General features: G+C 72.5%; 14 protein-coding genes. 9 read left to right on the forward strand and 5 right to left on the reverse strand.

Translation table 11 applies throughout. The features are described 5' to 3' along the window. The first annotated feature begins 22 nt into the window (after positions 1–22). From ABT160_RS22765 to ABT160_RS22775, 3 genes are all read left to right on the forward strand, one after another. Positions 23–625, forward strand: a complete 603-nt coding sequence (locus ABT160_RS22765) for a class I SAM-dependent methyltransferase (RefSeq protein ID WP_351649567.1) — start codon at positions 23–25, stop codon at positions 623–625. A gap of 156 nt (positions 626–781) precedes the next feature. Further along, complete coding sequence (locus ABT160_RS22770) at positions 782–1,072, forward strand: hypothetical protein (RefSeq protein ID WP_351649568.1); 291 nt, start codon at positions 782–784, stop codon at positions 1,070–1,072. 169 nt (positions 1,073–1,241) lie between these two features. Beyond that, entirely contained in the window at positions 1,242–2,132 is an 891-nt protein-coding gene (locus ABT160_RS22775) for a hypothetical protein (protein ID WP_351649569.1), read from the forward strand. 183 nt (positions 2,133–2,315) lie between these two features. Here the strand turns inward: ABT160_RS22775 and ABT160_RS22780 are convergent, their stop codons facing one another. The 3 genes from ABT160_RS22780 to ABT160_RS22790 all read right to left on the reverse strand — a co-directional run bounded on the left by ABT160_RS22780 (position 2,316) and on the right by ABT160_RS22790 (position 4,334). Beyond that, entirely contained in the window at positions 2,316–2,858 is a 543-nt protein-coding gene (locus tag ABT160_RS22780) for an MOSC domain-containing protein (protein ID WP_351649570.1), read from the reverse strand. A 112-nt stretch (positions 2,859–2,970) separates the two neighbouring features. Further along, on the reverse strand, positions 2,971–3,153 hold the full coding sequence (locus ABT160_RS22785) for a tail-anchor membrane protein (protein ID WP_351649571.1): 183 nt from the start codon (positions 3,151–3,153) through the stop codon (positions 2,971–2,973). A 110-nt stretch (positions 3,154–3,263) separates the two neighbouring features. Then, positions 3,264–4,334 carry a fatty acid desaturase family protein gene (locus ABT160_RS22790; protein ID WP_351649572.1) on the reverse strand — a complete coding sequence of 357 codons (1,071 nt, stop codon included), beginning with the start codon at positions 4,332–4,334 and terminating at the stop codon, positions 3,264–3,266. A 303-nt stretch (positions 4,335–4,637) separates the two neighbouring features. Between ABT160_RS22790 and ABT160_RS22795 the strand changes: the two genes are divergently transcribed. Both ABT160_RS22795 and ABT160_RS22800 read left to right on the forward strand, forming a co-directional pair. Beyond that, positions 4,638–7,484: an SCO1167/SCO6262 family helicase gene (locus ABT160_RS22795; protein ID WP_351649573.1), complete on the forward strand. Its 2,847-nt coding sequence runs from the start codon at positions 4,638–4,640 to the stop codon at positions 7,482–7,484. Further along, the gene (locus tag ABT160_RS22800) at positions 7,481–8,812 is read left to right on the forward strand and encodes an SWIM zinc finger family protein (RefSeq protein WP_351649574.1); all 1,332 of its coding nucleotides are present in this window, start codon (positions 7,481–7,483) and stop codon (positions 8,810–8,812) included. The genes ABT160_RS22795 and ABT160_RS22800 overlap by 4 nt, the downstream gene beginning before the upstream one ends. Positions 8,813–8,941: 129 nt before the next feature. On the opposite strand, the gene ABT160_RS22805 is transcribed toward ABT160_RS22800, so the two are convergent. Next, positions 8,942–9,586, reverse strand: coding sequence for a hypothetical protein (locus ABT160_RS22805; protein WP_351649575.1), 645 nt, complete (start codon positions 9,584–9,586; stop codon positions 8,942–8,944). A gap of 301 nt (positions 9,587–9,887) precedes the next feature. Here ABT160_RS22805 and ABT160_RS22810 point away from each other — a divergent pair, with 301 nt between their 5' ends. The 3 genes from ABT160_RS22810 to ABT160_RS22820 all read left to right on the forward strand — a co-directional run bounded on the left by ABT160_RS22810 (position 9,888) and on the right by ABT160_RS22820 (position 14,128). Further along, positions 9,888–11,171: a helix-turn-helix domain-containing protein gene (locus tag ABT160_RS22810; protein ID WP_351649576.1), complete on the forward strand. Its 1,284-nt coding sequence runs from the start codon at positions 9,888–9,890 to the stop codon at positions 11,169–11,171. 57 nt (positions 11,172–11,228) lie between these two features. Next, positions 11,229–12,752 (forward strand): acetaldehyde dehydrogenase ExaC, encoded by a 1,524-nt coding sequence (gene exaC, locus ABT160_RS22815; protein WP_351649577.1) that lies wholly within the window; start codon positions 11,229–11,231, stop codon positions 12,750–12,752. 143 nt (positions 12,753–12,895) lie between these two features. Next, the gene (locus ABT160_RS22820) at positions 12,896–14,128 is read left to right on the forward strand and encodes a metallophosphoesterase (RefSeq protein WP_351649578.1); all 1,233 of its coding nucleotides are present in this window, start codon (positions 12,896–12,898) and stop codon (positions 14,126–14,128) included. Positions 14,129–14,223: 95 nt separating this feature from the next. On the opposite strand, the gene ABT160_RS22825 is transcribed toward ABT160_RS22820, so the two are convergent. Continuing rightward, positions 14,224–15,387: an ROK family transcriptional regulator gene (locus ABT160_RS22825; RefSeq protein ID WP_351649579.1), complete on the reverse strand. Its 1,164-nt coding sequence runs from the start codon at positions 15,385–15,387 to the stop codon at positions 14,224–14,226. A gap of 212 nt (positions 15,388–15,599) precedes the next feature. Between ABT160_RS22825 and ABT160_RS22830 the strand changes: the two genes are divergently transcribed. Next, positions 15,600–17,057, forward strand: a complete 1,458-nt coding sequence (locus ABT160_RS22830; protein WP_351649580.1) for an APC family permease — start codon at positions 15,600–15,602, stop codon at positions 17,055–17,057. The last annotated feature ends 36 nt before the right edge of the window (positions 17,058–17,093 follow it).

The following is a 17,093-nucleotide window of genomic DNA, read 5'->3' on the forward strand; positions in this document are numbered from 1 at the left end:
TCTGGTGGGGCACGATGTCCGCATGAACGACGACCACACACACGTGCAGGAGTTCTTCGGCGCCCGTGCGGCGGCGTGGGACGCGAAGTTCCCCGACGACGGACCCGCCTTCGCGGCGGCGGTCGCGGATCTGGGCCTGCGCCATGGCGACACGGTGCTGGACGCGGGGTGCGGCACGGGCAGGGCCCTGCCGCCGCTCCGGGAGGCCGTGGGGCGCTGGGGCACGGTCGTGGGGGCCGACCTGACGCCGCAGATGCTGCGCGCCGCCGTCGACGCCGGACGGGGCGGGAGCGGCTCACTGCTGCTGACGGACGTGGGCCGGCTGCCGCTGCGCACGGCGTGCCTGGACGCCGTGTTCGGCGCGGGGCTGATCTCCCACCTGCCGGATCCTTCGGAGAACCTGCGTGAGCTGGCGCGTGTCGTGCGCCCGGGTGGACGGCTGGCGCTGTTCCATCCGATCGGCCGGGTCGCGCTGGCCGCCCGGCAGGGACGGCAGGTCACGGACGGCGATCTGCGGGCCGAGCGGAACCTGCGCCCGCTGCTGGAGGGTTCGGGCTGGCACCTGGTGTCGTACGCGGACGAGGACGCCCGCTTCCTGGCCCTGGCGGTGCGGGGGGACGTCTGACGGCGGCGTCCGGCTCGCGTCCGGAGCCGCTTCCCGCGAGTCACCCGGCGTTCGCCGCTGCGGCCCCCTTCTGTCCACCCTGGCCGAACCTTACGTTGGAGGGACGGGGCCGGAAGGCCCGCGGCGGGCGCCGCGTACCGGGGAAAGGTGGACCGGGTGTTCAGCAGACTGCAAAGGCTCCTGGGGCGCGAGGGCGACGGCACTGTGACGCCGCCCGAGCGTCCGGTACGGCGCCACAACGTGTTCGAGGCAGCGGCCGACTACGTGACCGCGCTGGCCGACGACGACCAGCAGCGCGCCGACGAGGCGGCCGGGTGGGTCTCGCCCGACGCGCTGTCGTTCGGGGTGAGCGAGCTGGCCTGCCGGGCCGTCATCGCACTCGCCCGCGAGAGGGACGAGTCCCCCCAGACCGTCACCCGGAGCCTCCTGGGCCTGCCCGCCGCCTGACGCCGGCGCCCGTGGCGCCCTCCTGGAACGGGGCTCTGGATCCGGACATGCCGGTCAGGCTGGGACAGGGCCTGGTTCCGGGCGTCCGTATTTCGTCAGGCCGACCCTCGACGCGCGGGTTACCCACTGGTTAGGGTGCGCCGACGAGTGACCGGATGGGGAGGATGCCGTGGCCGGTACGGAGGACGCCGAAGGCGCCGCTGACGACGCGCTGTACGTGTTGACGGCCGTACTGCTGACGCCCGCACAGTTCCCCAGCGTGCTGGGCGACGACTACCCCGAGGCCTGCGCGGCGCTCGGCCTGGAACCGTACGCACAGGGCTACGGCCTGGTGCTCGGTCAGGACGGCACGGGCGCCCGCTGGACGGTCGTGGTGGACGACGTGTCCCTGGTCGCGGTCGCGATCGCCTCCTGGGACTGCGGCATGGAGTACGACCTGTCGCCTGACGAGAACTCGGTGGTGTCGGCGCTGCCGGGCTGGCCGCTGGCCGTGGCGACCCGTGCGCCGGAGCTGCCCGAGCCGCACGACCCCGAGCCGGAGGAGGACGACCGGGCCCCGCTCACACCGCCCGACACGCACGCGTGGGGCCCGGCGCAGCGTCGGCTGGGCGCCGACGAGGTGGCGCAGCAGTGGACCGCCTGGCGTGAACAGGTGGGCGGTCACGAGCCCGTGGAAGGCGCGGAAGCACCGGCCACCGCGCGCGCTGATGACGCACCGAGCGGCGAGGACCAGGGGCCCGACGAGGCGGAGGTCCCGGTCGACGAGGGCGCGGGGGCACCCGGGCCGGGGAAGCACGAGGGCGTGCTGCGGGTACTGCGCCAGCTGCGGCTGTACGCGCTGACGCCGCCGCCGACCGGCCGGGTGCGTTCGAGCTTCGCCTCCGGCGGGGCGCGGATGCTGCGCGCGGACGGGCCGGGCTGGTCGCTGGTGGCACGGACCGACGACATGGCGTTCGTGCTGCTGGACGACGAGCCTGGCGAGGTCTTGCCCGTGGGGCGCGGGCCGGAACTGCCCGGCCTGCTGGAGGCGCTGGACCAGATAGCCGTACGGCCCTCCTGAACAGCTGGGCGTCCCGTCCACCGGAGGCCGTCACGCGTGCCGTGCCGTGCGCCCCATCCGCTCCGCGGGCGGTGACGTGGTCAACGCCCGCGCACTGTCTTGGCCGTACTTGCTGTCCTGGCTGTCCTCACGGGCACGGAAAACACGGCCGTGCCCCGGGTTGCCCCGGGGCACGCCGGTTCCTCAGACGCGCTCCAGGGGCCGGTGGGGGCCCTGAGGGAGTTCGGCCTCGATCGGGTCCCCGGGCTGGATCACGCCGCCCTCGCGGACCACGCCCATGATCCCGGCCTTGCGGACCACGGCGCCGTCGGCGTCGCGGCCGACGACCTGCTTGAGCAGTCCCTGCTGGAAGGTGTTGATCTGCGGGCAGGGGTTGCGCAGCCCGGTGACCTCGACGACGGCGCTCTCCCCGATGCGCAGCAGGGTGCCGGCGGGCAGGCCGAGCAGGTCGATGCCGTTGGTGGTGATGTTCTCGCCGAGGTCGCCGGGGCGGACCGCGAAGCCCGCCCCGGCGACCTCGGCGAACAGTTCCTGGTGGATGAGGTGGACCTGGCGCAGATTGGGCTGGGTGGGGTCCTGCGCGACCCGTGAGCGGTGCTTGACCGTGACGCCCGCGTGGACGTCCCCTTCGACGCCGAGTCCTGCGAGCAGCGTGATGCTGTCGCGGTTCGGCTTGGTGAACGAGTACTCGCTGTTGCTGCTGACCGTGGTGACCGTCGCGCGCATGGCGTGCCGCTCCCCCCTTGAGTTCTTCGTACAGGTGAGGTGTCCCGTACGCGCCCTGAACGCCGCCGACCCTAGCGGTGCAGGTCAGGGCGGGAGGGAGCGGGGCCGGTGGTCAGCGGCCGAGCTCCTTGCGGCTGACCCTGCGCAGCCGCTTGCGCTGGCTGGGATCCAGCGCCAGGTAGGCCACGGCGGGTACGCCGAGCAGTACGAGCAGCGACATCCAGAAACCGATCAGCGGGATGAGGAGCAGGCCGACGGCCACTCCCCCGATCACGATCTTCGTTCTTGTCGTCATCTTCGACGCCTCCTTCACGGCCACGGGCCGCGCTCCTTGTCCAGGGAACGCCCCGCCGGGCCCGGCGGTTCCCCGTGACGGGGCCGGGAACGACGGGCGGGGCATCCCGCTCACGCCTCACGCAGCGGCTCGCCGACCTCGCGCAGGTGGCCGAGGGCCTGCCGGTAGGAGTCGACCAGGCCGGTCTCCGTGTACGGCAGTCCCAGGGCCTGGCAGTGGGCGCGGACGGCCGGCTGGGCCAGGCGCAGGTGGGGGCGGGGCATGCTGGGGAAGAGGTGGTGCTCGATCTGGTAGTTCAGGCCGCCCAGGAACCAGTCGGTCAGGGCGCCGCAACGGACGTTGCGGGAGGTGAGGACCTGGCGGCGCAGGTGGCCCCAGTTCTCGCCGTCGGGGTCGGGCATTTCCATGCCCTTGTGGTTGGGGGCGAAGGCCATGCCCAGGTGCAGGCCGAGCAGCATCTGGTGCAGCAGGGCGAAGACGACGGCGTGGGCGAGTGGCATCGTGGCGAGCAGCAGGGTCGCGTAACCGGTGACGTGGGCGAGCAGCAGGCCGCCTTCGACCACGCGCGCGGAGGGGGTGCGGCGCGGGCCGTCCTTGGCGAACAGGGCCTGGAATCCGTACACCTTCAGGGCGAGCGCTTCCAGGGTGGTCAGCGGGAAGAACAGCCAGGCCTGGTGGCGGGTGAGCCAGCCGCGCAGCCCGGTGCGCCCGGCGGCCTGCCGCTGGGTGAAGACGAGGACGTCGGCGGCGACGTCGGGGTCCTTGTCGACGTGGTTGGGGTTGGCGTGGTGACGGTCGTGCTTGTGATTCCACCAGGCGGCGTCCATGCCGAGCAGCAGGTTCGCGTGGACGAGCTGGACGAGACGGCCAGTGCGGCGGTCGGCGCTGATCTGCGAGTGGCCGGCGTCGTGGCCGATGAAGGCCGCGCGAGCGCAGAACACGGACAGCGGCACGGCCAGCAGCAGCGCCCACCAGGACGAGCCCCACAGGACGAGTCCGGTGGCGGTGGCCGCCAGGGCCAGGAGGTTGACGGTGATGGTGCGGGCGTACCAGCCCCTGCGTCGCTCCAGGAGGCCCTGCTCCTTGATCAGACGCAGCAGGGGGCTGAACTCGCTGCCGGTTCTGCGTGCGGGGGCAGGGGCGTTCGCGGGCTGGGGTGCGGTCAGCGTGGCGGTGGGCATGACGAACTCCGGTCCGTGGGCGTGCGGGACGGCTGCGGCGTCGCGGGCCGTGTCGCGCGTGGGGCGGCGGGCCGGCTGCGGCTGCTCTGACCTGAGCAAACGTACGGATCAGCAGGGTGTGGCAGCCATGGCGCCAACACCCCGAACCCACAGGGGGGTTGCCCCCGGCGCCGGGGGTGGTGCCAGCCCCACCCCCGGCCAAGTCGTGATGCGGATCACCCTTGGAGCGCATCCATTGCGGACCGGCGCGGGGTATCCTCGGCCGCTCACTCGGTAGTCAAATTTGAGGAATGCGTCATCGCCGTGTCCAGGCCTCTCGCGCCCACGCCCTCTCAGCTCTCCGAACTCGCCCGTTGTTCCGCCGTCTTCCTGCCCTCCGACCCGCCCCGCACGAGCGGCATCGCCCTCTGGCACCCCGACGGCACCCCTCCGCCCGCCTGCCCCGGCGGACACACCGACGACCTCACCCTCGCCGCCGACGACGCCCTGCCCCACCCCGTAAGAGCCCTGATCCTGCCCGTACGCACCGCCCTGCCCCTGCTCACCCGCCTCCACGCACGCGGTGACGCCTCCCCCGCCACCGCCTTCTGGGCAGCCGCCACCCTCCTCGCCCTGCGCTGCGTGGCCGACGGCCGGCTCCTGCCCGGCCTCACCGCCTCCGACCACGACGCCTGGCGCGTCGGACCTCTCACCGCCGACGCGCTGGACGACGTACGCACCCTGGCCGCGTCCATGCCCCCCGACGCCCACAGCGCGCCCCTGGACCCCGCGGCGCGGCCCCTGCTGCTACCCGAACCCGACCAGCTGCTGCGCGCCTACCTCGACGCCGTCGCGGACACCCTGGCGCGCACCCCGGCCGCGCCCCTCGTCACCGGCTCCCCCGCGTTCGCCGACGACACCCCGCAGTACCTGCCCCACCAGCGCGCCTGGGCCACGGACGTCGCCGCCGGACATGACGCCGGAGTCCGTCTTTCCCTGCGCGTGGAGGTCGAAGGGCTCGACGACCCCGCACAGGACACGCCCCGCTTCCGCGCCGTCCTCCAGATGCACGGCGCCGCCGATCCCTCCCTGGTCGCCGACGCCGCCGACGTCTGGGCCGGGACAGCGGCCACCACCCGCGCGTTCGGCCCGCGCGCCCGCCTGGACGCCCTCCTCGCCCTGCGCCGCGCCGCCCGCGCCTGGCCGCCGCTGGCCCCCCTGCTCTCCGCCGCCGTCCCCGACCTCATCGAGCTCGCCGACGAAGACGTCGCCGAGCTCCTCGGCGACGCCACGCGCGCGCTGGCCGCGACCGGCGTCGAAGTGCACTGGCCCCGACAGCTGGCACACACCCTCACCGCCCGCGCCGTCATCGGCCCTCCGTCCTCCGGCAACGACGACACCGGGTCCGCCCTGCCGTCCTTCCTGTCCGCCAACGCACTCCTCGCCTTCGACTGGCACTTCGCCGTCGGCGACCATGCGCTCACCCGCGCCGAACTCGGCGAACTCGCCGAAGCCGGACGCCCCCTGGTGCGGCTGCGCGACCAGTGGATCCTCGTCGACCCCGCCCGCGCCCAGCAGGCCCTGCGCCACCGCGGCCACAAGATCACCCCGGTCGACGCGCTCGGCGCCGCCCTGACCGGCAGCACCGACGTCGACGGCACCCGCGTCGACGTCACGGCCACCGGCTGGCTCGCCGCCCTGCGCGACCGCCTGTCCGACCCGGAAGGCGGCGAACAACCCATCGGCCCTCCCACGGGGCTGAACGCCACCCTGCGCGACTACCAGCTGCGCGGCCTGAACTGGCTGCACCGCATGACCTCCCTGGGCCTGGGCGCCTGCCTGGCCGACGACATGGGGCTGGGCAAAACCATCACCGTCATCGCCCTGCACCTGCACCGCCACACCGACCCCGACGCCGCGGGACCCACCCTGGTCGTCTGCCCCACCTCCCTGATGGGCAACTGGCAGCGCGAGATCGAGAAGTTCGCCCCGGGCACCCCGGTCCGCCGCTACCACGGCGGCACCCGCAGCCTCGAAGGCGCCACCGACGGCTTCGTCCTGACCACATACGGAACGATGCGCCTGGACGCCGAACGGCTCGCTGGCACCACCTGGGGCATGGTCGTCGCCGACGAAGCCCAGCACATCAAGAACCCCTACTCCGCGACCGCACGACAGCTGCGCACCCTCCGCACCCACGCGCGCGTGGCCCTCTCCGGCACCCCGGTGGAGAACAACCTCTCCGAACTGTGGGCCATCCTCGACTGGACCACACCCGGCCTCCTCGGCCGCCTGGGCACCTTCCGCACCCGCTACGCACGAGCCGTCGAAAGCGGCACCGACCCCTCCGCGGCCACCCGGCTCTCCGCCCTCGTCCGACCGTTCCTGCTGCGCCGCCGCAAGACGGACCCGGGCATCGCCCCCGAACTCCCACCCAAGACCGAGACCGACCGGACCGTCTCCCTCACCCCCGAACAGGCCGGACTGTACGAGGCCGTGGTCCGCGAGACCCTCGCGGCGATCTCCGAGAGCGACGGCATGGAACGGCGCGGCCTCGTCGTCAAACTCCTCACCGCCCTCAAGCAGATCTGCAACCACCCCGCCCAGTACCTCAAGGAGGAGCGCCCCCGCATCGCCGGACGCTCGGGAAAGCTGGAACTGCTGGACGAACTGCTCGACACAATCCTCGCCGAGGACACGGGCGTCCTCGTGTTCACGCAGTACGTGCAGATGGCCCGGCTGCTGGAAAAGCACCTGGCCGCCCGCGGCGTCCCCGCACAACTGCTGCACGGCGGAACACCCGTCGCCGCACGCGAAGCCATGGTCGAACGCTTCCAGCACGGACAGGTCCCCGTCTTCCTGCTCTCCCTCAAGGCCGCGGGAACCGGCCTGAACCTCACCCGTGCCGGCCACGTCGTGCACTACGACCGCTGGTGGAACCCCGCCGTCGAAGCGCAGGCCACCGACCGCGCCTACCGCATCGGACAGACGCAGCCCGTACAGGTGCACCGGCTCATCGCCGAAGGCACCGTCGAGGACCGCATCGCACAGATGCTGCTGCGCAAGAGCGAACTCGCCGACGCGGTCCTCGGATCCGGCGAGGCCGCACTCACCGAACTGACCGACGCCGAACTGACCGCACTCGTCGAACTGCGCGGAGGAACACGATGAACGCCACCGACGACTGGTACGACGACAGCACCCCGCGCTCCGCTGACGGCAACGCGCGCGCGGGCTCGCTCGAGCGGATCTTCGACGCGCTGCCGCCCGCCCAGGGCCGCGGCTTCGCCCGCACCTGGTGGGGGCAGGCCTGGCTCCAGGCACTCGAGGGCACCGCCCTGGACGGCCAGCAACTCAAGAACGGGCGCAAGCACGCGCGCGCGGGCGCGGTGGGCGCCGTCTCCGTACGCCCCGGCCGCATCACCGCCGTCGTACGCGACCGCGACGGCACCGCACAGCGCAGCGACGTCCTGCTGCGCGAGTTCGAGCCCGAGGAATGGGACCGGCTCCTGGACATGGCCGCGGAGCGCGCCGAGTACATCGCCGCGCTCCTGGACCGCGACATGCCCCCGCACCTGGTCGAGGACGCGGCGCAGGCGGGCATCGAGCTCCTGCCCGGCATCGGCGACCTGGAGCCGCACTGCGGCTGCGACGCCTGGGACCACTGCCACCACACGGCAGCCCTGTGCTACCAGGTCGCCCGCCTGCTGGACCAGGACCCGTTCGTCCTACTGCTGATGCGCGGCCGCGCGGAACGCGCCCTGCTCGACGAACTGCAGGTCCGCAGCGCGGCCCGCGCCGCCCTCCCCCACGGCCAGGAACCCTCCGGGCAGGCCGTTCCCCCAGGCGTGCGCGCGGACGAGGCGTTCGCGGCGCGCGACATCCTGCCGCCGCTGCCCGCGCCGCCCGCCCTGCCGCCCGGACCGGGCCAAGTCCCCTCACTGGACACCGAGACGGCCCCCGGGCCCGGACTGGATCCGGCGGCACTGGAGTTCCTGGCCGCCCGCGCCGCCGAAGCCGCCCACCGGATGCTCGCCGACGCCCTCGCGCCGGGGCACGCGGACAGTCCGCTGGAAACGGAGCCGACCGTGTCCCAGGACGCGGTACGGCTCGCGTACGGGCGGCCGGACCGGGACGCAAGGGAGCGGCTTGCCACCGGCACCGGACGGCGCACCGCCGACCTGGACACGGCGGTGGCCGCGTGGGAGTACGGCGGGGCAGCGGCCCTCGCCGTACTGGAGGAACAGTGGGAGCCCTCGCCCGAGGACCTGGCACGGGCGCGCACGGCACTGGAGACGGCCTGGGACGAGGGCGAGGACCCCCAGCTGCGGCGGGCGGGCCCGGCGCGCTGGACGGTGCCCCACGACGGCGTACAGCTCAGGCTCGGCCAGGACGGGCGCTGGTGGCCCTACCGCAAGGACCGCGGCCGCTGGGTGCCGTCCGGTCCAGCGGCCGCCGACCCGGCGACCGCGCTGGAACAGGGCAGGCGAGAGGAGTGAGGGGCGCCAGCCGGGGAGGCACCCGCATCGGCAGAGCCGCCGACGGCGCCCCTTGACGTGCCACGGGCCCGGGCATGACCGCCGGGCCCGACGGCGTGGGCCACGCACGCGTGCCCCCGTGCAACGCTCCTACAGCAGCGGCTCCTCCAGCTTCGTCCCCGCCGCCTTCGTCGACGAGGTCAGGCTGCACGTGACCGTGTCCAGGCCGGTCGCATAGCTGCGGCTGTACGGGTACTGGACGAAGAACGTCCAGAACGTGCCCTCGGGCTGCTCCACCGCCTTCGCCCGCAGCGGCTCCTCGCACAGGGCGGCCGCCTCGGCCCGCACCTCCGCGTCCGTGCTCAGCTCCCCGTCCAGTTCGACGACCGACACCGCCTCAGCGTCGTGCGGCTCCTCGCACGAGCGCTTCTCCGTGTAGCCCGGGGACTTCTTGTCCACGTCGAAGCAGTCGCCCTCGCGCAGGTGGTAGAAGGGCAATGCCGTCGGCGGGTCCGGTAACTCCGTGGGCAGCGCGGACGGCAGCTCCGAAGGAAGCTCCGTGGGCAGCCCCGAGGGCCATGCGGACGGCAGCGAGGTCGGCACCTCGCTCGGCAGACCGCTCGGCAGCGTGCTGGGCAACGCCGTCGGCAGGCTCGACGGCAGGCCCGGCGGAAGCGACAGCGACGGCTTGGGCGTCGCCGACGGCTTCCGGTCCGGCGTGCCCGAGCCACTGCGCGACACCACCAGGGCGACCCCGACGACGGCGAGGAGCAGCACACCGACCGCGAGCGCCACGTACGTCCCTCGACGTTCGGGACGCGTCGGAGGCCCCAGGCCAGTCGGGGACGGCGGCTCGGACGGAGGCGGCGGAACGGGCGGCACGGCCATGTCCCCCAAGGTCGCCCGGAATCCGGCGTCTCGCGACCGTTGTGAGCAAGTTGAGACCACTTGCCGAAGAACCGTGACATTCCCCCGCCACAGGAGACCCCGCCGGACCGTCAGCCTCTTCCTACGGCAGGCGCGGGGAATCTTGTCGGTTCCGCCCTCGGGCACGACGATGGGGGACGGCACCGATGTCGTTGCCGGGGAGGCCGAGTTGAGCGATCCATGGGTGGCTCTGGAAGCCGGAGCGGACCCCACCGAGCGGGCAGGACCGCTGCACCGGGCGTACGAAGCCTTCGCGAGCGCGGGCCGGGTGGAACGACCCGTGCGCCCCGTGGTCGCCGAATCCTGGCGGCGCTCCGCGCGCGCAGGAGTCAGCCCGGACGGGAACGCACCCGTGGAGCTGCCCGAGGACGAGATAGGCGCCTACCGCGAAGAGCACCCGCTGGCCGGCGCCATGCCCCTGCTGCGGGAACTGACCGGACCGTACGCCAAGGACGGCGAGCACCTGTTCGCCGTGTGCGACGCTCACGGCAGGCTGCTGTGGGTGGAAGGACACCCGAGCACCCTGCGCCGGGCGCGCGGCATGAACTTCGTGGAGGGCGCCCGCTGGTCCGAGGCCGTCGCCGGAACCAACGCGCCCGGTACGGCGATAGCACTGGACCGGCCGGTGCAGGTCTTCTCCGCCGAACACTTCCGCCGCCCCGTACAGAACTGGACCTGCGCGGCGGCGCCCATCCACGACCCCGCCACCGGACGGCTGCTCGGAGCCGTGGACATCACCGGCGGCGACGGCCTGGCCCACCCGCACAGCCTCGCGTTCGTCCACGCGGTCGCCCGCGCCGCCGAGACCCAACTCGCCCTGCTGGCACCCTCCCCGGCCACCGAGCGCATACGCCTGTCGGCACTCGGACGCGACGAGGCACTCCTGGACGTGCACGGCCGCAAAGTACGGCTCAGCCGACGCCACAGCGAGATCGTCACCGTGCTCGCCCACCACCCCGAGGGCATCAGCGGCGAAGCACTCCTGGTCGAACTGTACGAGGACGAACACGTCACCTCCGTCACCCTGCGCGCCGAACTGTCCCGACTGCGCCGCCTGCTGGGCGACGACGTCGTGCGATCGCGCCCGTACCGGCTGGCCGTCGCCGTGGACACCGACTTCGACACGGTGGCCCGACGGCTCGGATCGGGAGCCGTGACGGCCGCGGTCAGCGCGTACGCCGGCCCGCTGCTACCGGCCTCCCGAGCCCCCGGAGTCGTACGCCTGCGAGAACGACTGTCCGGACAGCTGCGAGCCGCACTCATCGCCCGCGCGGAACCAGGGCTGCTGTCCGACTGGGCCCACAGCCCGTGGGGCGAGGACGACCTGGCGGTGTGGCAGGCGCTCGCACGGGCCGTACCCCCCGGACAACGCCCACCGGTCACGGCACGACTGCGCGCACTGGACGCGGAACTGTCCCGCGGTGCAACGGGGTTGCAACGTCCCCGCCCCTAGCCTCGGCCGCGAGCGCCGTCCGACGGAGGACGGCGCTGTCCGAGGGAGGCCAGGCACATGCCCCGTTACGCAGCACCCGGCACGGACGGCGCGATCATGTCGTACGCGTCCCGCTACGACCACTGGATCGGCGGCGAGTACGTCGCCCCGGCCCGGGGCCAGTACTTCGAGAACCCCAGCCCCGTCAACGGCCGTCCCTTCACCGAGATCGCACGCGGCACCGCCGAGGACGTGGAACGCGCCCTGGACGCCGCGCACGCGGCCGCACCCGCGTGGGGCCGCATGGCCGCCGCGGAGCGCGCCAACGTCCTCAACAAGATCGCCGACCGTATGGAGAGCAAGCTCGAGGAACTCGCCGTCGCGGAGAGCTGGGAGAACGGCAAGCCGATCCGCGAGACCCTCAACGCGGACATCCCCCTGGCCATCGACCACTTCCGCTACTTCGCGGGCGCGCTGCGCGCCCAGGAGGGCACCCTCAGCGAACTCGACGACGACACCGTCGCCTACCACTTCCACGAGCCGCTGGGCGTGGTCGCACAGATCATCCCCTGGAACTTCCCCATCCTGATGGCCACCTGGAAGCTCGCCCCGGCACTCGCGGCCGGCAACGCGGTGGTCCTCAAGCCCGCCGAGCAGACCCCCGCGTCCGTGCACTACTGGATGGGCCTGATCGCGGAGTTCCTGCCGCCGGGCGTGGTCAACATCGTCAACGGCTTCGGCGCCGAGGCCGGAAAGCCACTGGCCTCCAGCGCACGGGTGGCCAAGGTCGCGTTCACCGGCGAGACCACGACGGGGCGGCTGATCATGCAGTACGCCTCCGAGAACATCAAACCCGTCACCCTGGAACTGGGCGGCAAGTCACCCAACATCTTCTTCGACGACGTGTGGGCGGCGGACGACGACTTCCGCGACAAGGCGCTGGAGGGCTTCACCATGTTCGCCCTCAACCAGGGCGAGGTGTGCACCTGTCCGTCGCGCGCACTGGTCCAGCGCGGGCACTACAGCGAGTTCATGGAAGCGGCCGTCGCCCGCACCGAAGCGATCAAGACGGGTCACCCGCTGGACACCGACACCATGATCGGCGCCCAGGCGTCCAACGACCAGCTCCAGAAGATCCTCTCCTACCTGGACATCGGCCAGCAGGAAGGCGCCAAGATACTCACCGGAGGGCAGCAGATCGAGCACGAGGGAGAGCTCGCCGGAGGGTTCTACGTCCAGCCGACCATCTTCGAGGGCGACAACCGCATGCGGATCTTCCAGGAGGAGATCTTCGGCCCCGTCGTCGCCGTGACGTCGTTCAACGACTTCGACGACGCGATCACCACGGCCAACGACACGCTGTACGGCCTCGGCGCGGGCGTCTGGACCCGCGACGGCAACACCGCCTACCGCGCGGGCCGCGCCATCCAGGCCGGACGGGTGTGGACGAACTGCTACCACGCCTACCCGGCCCACGCCGCATTCGGCGGCTACAAGCAGTCCGGCATCGGCCGCGAGAACCACCGCATGATGCTGGAGCACTACCAGCAGACGAAGAACCTGCTGGTCAGCTACTCCCCGAAGAAGCTGGGCTTCTTCTAGGAACGCGGGGTGAGGCACCTGAGGAGCGGTGTCCCTCAGGCGCCTCACCCATGGCCCTTTCCCTGCCCGAGAGCCAGGTCCGGCCCGCCCGAGGGCGACCGGATACAGTGCGCGAGACGGCACCCTGGTCCAGGAGGGGAAGCGTGACCGGCACCAGCAACACCCGACCCGCCGACAGTGAAGCGCAAGAGCCACGACAGAGCCGGCTGCGGCGCATCATGCGCTACATCCCTCTGGTCGCTCCCGTCCTGCTGTGGGCGGTGCCCTGCTGGGTACTCCTGTACGCCGGCCAGCAGTGGCCCCTGCCCGTCACCCTGACCGGCACCGCCCTGTTCGCCCTCGGACTCATCGGCATGCCCCTCGCGATGGCCCGCGGCCACGGACGGCACCAACAGGACCGGGCCGCCATCATCGGCGACACCCTCCTGGGCTCCAGCTGGGTCCTGTTCACCTGGTCCGTACTGCTCGGCACCCTCCTGCGGCTCGCCCTGACCCTGATCGGCGTCGCAGAGGGCCAGGACCGGGCCCGTATCGTCACCTGGGCCGTCCTCGGCGTGAGCGCCCTCCTGCTGGCCTGGGGGTACGTCGAGGCGCGCCGCGTCCCGCGCGTACGGCGGCTCGACGTACAGCTGCCCCGCCTGGGCGCCGGTCTGGACGGCCTGCGCGTCGCCCTCATCACCGACACGCACTACGGGCCGCTCGACCGCGCCCGCTGGTCTGCGCGCGTGTGCGAGACGGTGAACACCCTGGAGGCCGACCTGGTCTGCCACACCGGCGACATCGCGGACGGCACGGCCGAACGACGTCGCGCCCAGGCCGCCCCGCTCGCCACCGTACGAGCCAGCCGGGCCAAGGTGTACGTCACCGGGAACCACGAGTACTACAGCGAGGCCCAGGGCTGGGTCGACCTGATGGACGAGCTGGGCTGGGAACCGCTGCGCAACCGTCACCTGCTGCTCGAGCGCGGAGGCGACACCCTCGTGGTGGCCGGCGTGGACGACGTCACCGCCGAGTCCTCCGGCCTGGCCGGGCACGGCGCCCACCTCGACGGCGCACTGGACGGCGCGGATCCCGAACTGCCCGTCCTGCTCCTGGCCCACCAGCCCAAGTTCATCGACCAGGCCACGGCCGGCGGCGTCGACCTGCAGCTCTCCGGGCACACCCACGGCGGCCAGATCTGGCCCTTCCACCACCTGGTCCGCATCGACCAGCCCGTCCTCGCGGGCCTCAGCCGGCACGGCGCCCGCACCCAGCTCTACACCAGCCGAGGCACCGGCTTCTGGGGCCCGCCGTTCCGCGTCTTCGCACCGAGCGAGATCACCCTGCTCGTGCTCCGCTCCCCGCACGCGTCCACGCGCCCGTCCACGACGTCGTAACCGTCACGGCTGCGCGGGGTTCCGGCACCGCGCCGCACGGCGTCTCGTGGGCACCCTTGCTGGGTCACGTTATTTACTGGGAGCTTGCTGGTACATCACCGTCGCGAGAACGCCATGTCCCTCGCCGCGTCCAGCGCCGTCGCCACCGCGCCCATCAGGACCGCGTCCTCGCCCAGTTCGCCCGCGGAGATCTTCGGGCGCAGCGGTGTGAGCGTGCGCAGGGTGCTGCGCACGACGGGGAGCAGCAGGTCCGCGCTCTGCCCGACACCGCCGCCGAGGACGATCAGGTCCGGGTCGAGGACCGCGGCGGCGGACGCGACGATCAGCGCCAGGTGCTCGCCCTCCGCCTCCACCGCGCGCAGGGCGGCCGGGAGGCCTTCCCGGGCGGCGTCGAAGACGTCGGAGGCGGTGAGAGGGCCCGTCATGCCGTGCTCGCGCGCGGCCACGACGACGGCCTCCGCGGAGACCACGGACTCGGCGTCGGGGCGGGTGCGGCCGGGCCAGGGCAGGAAGCCGATCTCTCCGGCGCCGCCGTGGGCTCCGGTGAACAGTCGCCCCTCGTTGACCACGCCCATGCCCAGACCGGTGCCGATGAGCAGGTAGACGAAGAGCCGGCTGTCCGCGCCGGCACCGAAGGTGTACTCCCCCAGCGCGGCGAGGTTGGCGTCGTTGTGCAGGGCGATGGGCAGGCCGAGGGCCTCGCCGATGCTGTCGGCGAGGCCGGGGCGGCCCCAGCCGGGCAGGTTGCGCGCGTAGCGCACCCGGCGCTTGTCGGCGTCGTACACGCCCGGCGTGCCGATCACGGCGTGGGTAAGCCGGGCGGGGTCGATGCCGGATTCCTCGACGAGGCCGCGGGCCGTGTCGGCGACGAGGTCGGTGAGTACGCCGGAGGTGCGGGCCTCGTTGCGCACGGAGGAGCGGCCGACGACCTGGGCGTCGAGGTCGGCGAGGGCGACGCGGACCCAGCCCCGGCCGATGTCGATGCCCAGGGCGTATCCGGCGGTGGGGTCGGGGGCGTAGAGCACGGCGGAGCGCCCGCGTTCGGGCGAGTGGGTGCCGGCTTCCCGTACCAGACCGGCCTGTTCGAGGGCGGCGAGGGCACTGGAGACCGTGGGTTTGGATAGCCCGCTGTCACGGGCCAGTTGGGCGCGGGAGGCGGGGCCCGCGGTGCGCAGCCGTTCCAGGAGCAGCCGCTCGTTGGCGCTGCGCTGGCGTCGCGGATTCCAGGGCTGCTCCGCGCCCCCGTCAGTGCCGATCACGCGGGTCATTCTCGCACCAGGGGTGTCGACGGCCCTGCCGGGGCTGGGTCGTCCCGCTTGTCCAACACCGCGTCAAACCCTCTGACGAACCCTTGACGTCTATAAGTAAAGGTTCCTAACTTGATCCGCCGAAGGCCCTCACGACGTCCTGTCGGGCCTTCGCCGTACGGATCCCGTCCGCCTCGCCCACACCCGCCCCAGGGAGCCCCCTTATGTCCGGATCCCCGCCCCCCACAGGCGGTTTCGTCCGCCGGATCGGCCTGTTCCAGGCGACCGCGATCAACATGAGCCAGATGTGCGGCATCGGTCCGTTCGTGACGATCCCGCTGATGGTCGCCGCGTTCGGCGGGCCCCAGGCGATCATCGGGTTCGTCGCGGGCGCGGTGCTCGCGCTCGCGGACGGACTCATCTGGGCGGAACTGGGGGCGTCACTGCCGGGCTCCGGAGGGACGTACGTCTATCTGCGCCAGGCGTTCCAGTACCGCAGCGGCCGTCTCATGCCGTTCCTGTTCGTGTGGACGGCGATGCTGTTCATACCCCTGATCATGTCCACGGGCGTGGTCGGCTTCGTGCAGTACCTCGGTTACCTCGCGCCGGGGCTCGGACCGACGGCGGGCGACCTCATCGGGCTCGGCGTCATCGCGCTCGTCGTACTGCTGTTGTGGCGCGGCATCGCGCACATCGCGCGGATCACCACGGTGATGTGGGTGGTGATGATCGTCGCGGTGGCCCTGGTCATCCTCGCCGCCGTCACGCACTTCAGCCCCAACCGTGCCTTCGACTACCCCTCCGGAGCGTTCGACTTCGCGAGCACGGCCTTCTGGGCGGGCTTCGCGGGCGGCCTGACCATCGGCATCTACGACTACCTCGGCTACAACACGGCCGCCTACATGGGCGCGGAGATCAAGAACCCGGGCCGCACCCTGCCCCGTGCCATCGTCTGGTCGATCCTCGGCATCATGGCGATCTACCTGCTGCTGCAGATCGGCGCGCTGGGCGTGATCGACTGGAAGCGCATGCTCGACCCGCACGACATCGCCGCCACGTCGGTCGCCTCCGCCGTGCTGGAGGAGACCTGGGGCAAGGGCGCGGCACAGGTGGTGACGGTCCTCATCCTGATCACCGCGTTCGCGTCCGTCTTCACCGGGCTCCTCGGTGGTTCGCGCGTGCCGTACGACGCGGCGCGCGACCGGGTGTTCTTCCGCGCGTACGCGAAGATGCACCCGCGCCACCAGTTCCCGGTGCTCGGCCTGGCGACCATGGGTGTGATCACGGCCGTCGGGTTCCTCATCGGGCGGCACACGGACCTGGTGACCCTGATCCAGTTGCTGACCACCGTGATGGTGCTCGTGCAGGCGCTCGCCCAGATCGCGGCGGTGACCGTGCTGCGCAAGCGGCAGCCGGCGCTGCCGCGCCCCTACCGGATGTGGCTGTATCCGCTGCCGTCGGTCGTGGCGCTGGTCGGCTGGCTGGTGATCTACGGGTACGCCGACCGCAATGCGCCGGGCCGCCATCCCATCGAGTGGTCGCTGGGCTGGCTGGCGCTGGGCTGTGTCGCCTTCGTGCTGTGGGCCCGCTTCGAGAAGGTCTGGCCGTTCGGCCCGCGCGAGGTCCGCGAGGAGTACCTGGAGGCGGCGGAGAGGGAGCGGCCGGAGCCGGCCCGAGGGTGACGCATCCCTCCGTGCCCCAACTCTCGGCTCTTTGAC

This window comes from Streptomyces sp. NPDC001941 (assembly GCF_040296945.1).
In the GTDB taxonomy this organism is placed as follows: Bacteria; Actinomycetota; Actinomycetes; order Streptomycetales; family Streptomycetaceae; genus Streptomyces.

Coding starts and splice junctions, on each gene's coding strand:
- ABT160_RS22765 (WP_351649567.1), top strand. CDS start 23: ATGAACGACGACCACACACACGTGCAGGAGTTCTTCGGCGCCCGTGCG.
- ABT160_RS22780 (WP_351649570.1), bottom strand. CDS start 2,858: ATGCGCGCGACGGTCACCACGGTCAGCAGCAACAGCGAGTACTCGTTC.
- ABT160_RS22785 (WP_351649571.1), bottom strand. CDS start 3,153: ATGACGACAAGAACGAAGATCGTGATCGGGGGAGTGGCCGTCGGCCTG.
- ABT160_RS22790 (WP_351649572.1), bottom strand. CDS start 4,334: ATGCCCACCGCCACGCTGACCGCACCCCAGCCCGCGAACGCCCCTGCC.
- ABT160_RS22800 (WP_351649574.1), top strand. CDS start 7,481: ATGAACGCCACCGACGACTGGTACGACGACAGCACCCCGCGCTCCGCT.
- exaC (WP_351649577.1), top strand. CDS start 11,229: ATGCCCCGTTACGCAGCACCCGGCACGGACGGCGCGATCATGTCGTAC.
- ABT160_RS22830 (WP_351649580.1), top strand. CDS start 15,600: ATGTCCGGATCCCCGCCCCCCACAGGCGGTTTCGTCCGCCGGATCGGC.